Below are 3494 nucleotides of genomic sequence, written 5' to 3'. Positions count from 1 at the left end.
TTGCATGTCAGCGCACAATGCCCCGGGTGGATGCCTTGAGGAACTCAATCAAGGAGTCGAGCGTGCCCTGATCGTCATTGATCAGCTCGATCTCTTCGATGGCCCGCTCCAGCCGGTTGCCGGCGCGGTAAAGGATGCGGTAAGCCTTCTTGATGATGAAAAGCTGCTCACGGCTGAAACCCCGTCGCCTGAGCCCCTCGGTATTGATGCCACGCGGCTCGGCCAGATTGCCGGAAACCACCACGAAATCCGGCACGTCCTGATTGATGACACTGCCCATGCCGCAGAAGCTGTGGGCGCCGATGCGACAGAACTGATGCACCAGCGTGTAGCCGCCCAGAATGGCCCAGTCATGCACCTGCACATGTCCGGCCAGGGCCGAAGCGTTGGCGAAGATGGTGTGGCTGCCCACCACGCAGTCGTGGGCGATGTGCACACCGGCCATGATCCAGTTGTCATCACCGATGGTGGTCTCGCCCCGGTCCTGTACCGTGCCGCGGTTGATGGTGACATTCTCGCGGAAGGTGTTGCCGTTGCCGATCACCAGACGGGTCGGCTCGCCGTGGTATTTCTTGTCCTGGGGTTCGGCGCCGATGGAGCCGAACTGGAAGAAGCGGTTGTTCTCCCCGATGACCGTCGGCCCGCTGATGACCACATGGGGTCCGATCTCGGTGCCTGCGCCAATGGTCACCTCCCCTTCAATGACCGAATAGGGGCCGACGCGCACCCCTTCGGCCAGCTCCGCCTTAGGGTCGACGATGGCCGTGGGATGAATCAGCGCCATGGATCAGATCACCTCCCGCTCGGCGCACATGAGATCCGCGCTGGCGATCACCTTGCCATCCACGGAGGTGGAGCATTCGAAGCGCCAGATCCCCCGCTTGTTGCCGGTCGTGCGCACTTCGAAATCCAGCCGGTCACCCGGAATGACCGGCTTGCGGAAGCGGCAGTTGTCCACCGCCGCCAGGTAATACATGGAGCTGCCGTCCGGCTTCACGTTCATGGTGCGGAAGGCCAGAATGCCGGTACACTGCGCCATGGCCTCGATGATCATCACGCCAGGGAAAATGGGACTCTGAGGAAAGTGACCGGTAAACTGGGGTTCGTTGAAGGTAATGTTCTTGTAGGCCTTGAGATACTCGCCTTCGACGCACTCCACCACCCGATCCACCAGCAGGAAGGGATAGCGGTGCGGCAGGTATTCGAAAATGTCAGTGACTGTCATCATGTTCGGTGTTTCCTTCCAGGTTCTGAATCTTTTTCTCCAGCGCCGCGACAGTGCGCTCCAGCTTTTTGAGGGTCTGGCCCAGCTTCGGCAGATTGCGCTCATAGACCACCATCTTCTGCCATTCCTTCTGTGGCATGAGCGGAAAGCCGGCGTAGCTGCCGGGTTCGGTCACATCGCCGGTCACTCCACCCCGGGCCATGATCTGCACGCCATCGGTGATCTTCAGGTGGCCGGCGGTGCCCACCTGCCCTGCCAGAACGCAGTTGGCGCCAATGTCGGTGCTGCCGGAGACGCCCACCTGCGCCACGATGGCGGTGCCCCGCCCCACCCGCACGTTATGGCCGAGGTGCACCAGATTGTCGATGATCACATCATCCTCCACCACCGTGTCCTTGAGCGCGCCCCGGTCAATGGTGACATTGGCGCCGATGGAACAGCGGGCGCCGATGCGCACCCTTCCCAGCTGCGGCACCGGCTGCCAGCGCCCCCTGTGCGGCGCGAAGCCGAAACCGTCTCCGCCGATCACCGCACCGGCCTTGATGCGTGTCTTCTCTCCCACCTCGGTACCGTCATGCAGCACCACATTGGGCTCCAGATGCACGCCATGGGCCAGACGCACGCCCCGGCCCAGCACACAGCCCGCCTCGATCACCACACCGCTGGCGATGATGCACTCAGGCCCGATGACCACATTGGGCCCCACATGCACATGCTCGCCGAGACTGGCCGACTCGCTCACCTGCGCCGTCTCATGCACCTTGTCCGGCCACATGGGCGGCGGGTTGAGCAGCCGGGCGGCAATGGCGTAGGCGTAATAGGGATCATCCACCACGATGGCCGCCGTCCCTGCGGGCACATTGACCGCATCCCTCTCACGCACCAGCACGGCACCGGCACGGGTGCTCTCCAGCTGATCGGCATACTTGCTGTTGGAGAGAAAACTCAACTGGTCGGCCTGCGCCTCGTCCAGCGGCGCCACGCCGGTCAGTTCAATGTCCCGCTCCGGGCAGCGGACGACATCCACCTCATCGGCGCGCAGGCAGTCACACAACCGGCTGAGACGCATGGCAACAGCCCCCTTTACTGATTGAAGGCGGCTTTCTTGCGCTTCTGCAGCTGCTTGAGATAGGCGAGGATCTTGGGCGTGAGATCGATGCGCTTGCTGCTGAAGGCGATGCCGTCGTAGAGAATCAAATCGTAGTGTTCCTGCTGGCCGATGTCGCGGATGGCCTGGTTGATCAGCGCCTGCAGTTTGGCCAGCTCCTCGTTGCGACGCAGGTTGACCAGTTCCTGCAGGTCCGCCCGACGGCGCTGAATCTCGCGGGTCAGCATGGCCACCTCGCGCTCCTTGGCACTCTTCTGCTCGGCGGTCAGCGTCAGCGCATTCTTCTGGTAGTCGGCCTGCAGACGCTCCAGCTTGCGGATCAGCTTCTGAAGCTGCTGCTGCTGCGGTGCGAACTCCTTTTCAAGCCGCTTGTTGGCCGCCTTGGCCTGGGGCGCCTGCTGAATGAGCAGATTGACGTTGACAACGCCCACTTTCGCCGGTTCGGCCGCCCAGACGGGCAATGCGGAAAAAAGAAAGACGGCCGTCATGGCCATGGCATGAAGCATTCGAGACAGGCTCATCAGAACGGCATCCCCAGACTGAACTGAAACGGTTGTTGACGGTCATTATCTCCATAGCGCAGAGGCTTGGCAAATGAAAGCGCCAGCGGCCCCACAGGGGAGATCCAGTTGAGCATCACGCCCGCCGACACCCGCAGACCATCGAACGAGAACTGATCCACCTTCGGAAACACCTGACCATAGTCCACGAAGAAACTCAGGCGCAGGTTGGAGGAGTCCTCAATGCCCGGGAAGGGCGAGATGACCGCGAAAGTGCCGTTGAAGACGAAGTCGCCCCCCTTGGCCACATCCGTGCCATCCGCAGTCAGGTCATAGTGCTCGCCCAGGCTGTTGGGTTCGAACCCTCGCACGGAACGAATACCGCCGGCATAAAAGCGCTCGAAGAAGGGCAAATCCGGCAGATCACCCAGCCCCACGCCATATTTGATGCCAGCGGCCGCCTTGAAGGTCAGCGCCCGCGTCATGGGCCAGAAACGCCGGCCACTGACGGACAGCTTGGCATAGCCGAAGTCATTGCCCACCGGTGGCGCCACATTCAGACCAACACTGACCCGGCTGCCCTCGGTGGGGAAGTAGAAGGCGTTGGTGGAATTGTGATTCCAGCCCGCATTGAAGATGGGGAACAGGTAGTCCTTGCCGA

The 3494-nt window shown here is 61.9% G+C and carries 5 protein-coding genes; all 5 read right to left on the bottom strand.

What is annotated here, in order from left to right; genetic code table 11:
- Nucleotides 1-7 precede the first annotated feature (7 nt).
- A complete protein-coding gene (lpxA, locus tag F8K16_RS03740; RefSeq protein ID WP_367122701.1) occupies nucleotides 8-778 on the bottom strand; it encodes an acyl-ACP--UDP-N-acetylglucosamine O-acyltransferase in 771 nt (256 codons plus the stop codon).
- 9 nt (nucleotides 779-787) lie between these two features.
- A complete protein-coding gene (fabZ, locus tag F8K16_RS03735; protein ID WP_294947117.1) occupies nucleotides 788-1228 on the bottom strand; it encodes a 3-hydroxyacyl-ACP dehydratase FabZ in 441 nt (146 codons plus the stop codon).
- Entirely contained in the window at nucleotides 1212-2294 is a 1083-nt protein-coding gene (gene lpxD / locus F8K16_RS03730; RefSeq protein WP_294947114.1) for a UDP-3-O-(3-hydroxymyristoyl)glucosamine N-acyltransferase, read from the bottom strand. Before lpxD ends, fabZ begins: the two co-directional genes overlap by 17 nt.
- Before the next feature lie 14 nt (nucleotides 2295-2308).
- A complete protein-coding gene (locus F8K16_RS03725; protein WP_294947111.1) occupies nucleotides 2309-2854 on the bottom strand; it encodes an OmpH family outer membrane protein in 546 nt (181 codons plus the stop codon).
- The coding region (locus F8K16_RS03720; protein ID WP_294947108.1) for a BamA/TamA family outer membrane protein at nucleotides 2854-3494 on the bottom strand (641 nt) is incomplete at its 5' end. The genes F8K16_RS03720 and F8K16_RS03725, both read right to left, overlap by 1 nt.

This window comes from Sulfurivirga sp., assembly GCF_015490265.1.
Taxonomy (GTDB): domain Bacteria; phylum Pseudomonadota; class Gammaproteobacteria; order Thiomicrospirales; family Thiomicrospiraceae; genus Sulfurivirga.
The sequence above is the reverse complement of the archived record's forward strand: the minus strand, read 5'-3'. Positions and strand labels throughout refer to the sequence as shown.

Bases quoted from the DNA above. Each gene is read 5' to 3' on its own strand.
- lpxD (WP_294947114.1), bottom strand. From the start codon at position 2,294: ATGCGTCTCAGCCGGTTGTGTGACTGCCTGCGCGCCGATGAGGTGGAT.
- fabZ (WP_294947117.1), bottom strand. From the start codon at position 1,228: ATGATGACAGTCACTGACATTTTCGAATACCTGCCGCACCGCTATCCC.
- F8K16_RS03725 (WP_294947111.1), bottom strand. From the start codon at position 2,854: ATGAGCCTGTCTCGAATGCTTCATGCCATGGCCATGACGGCCGTCTTT.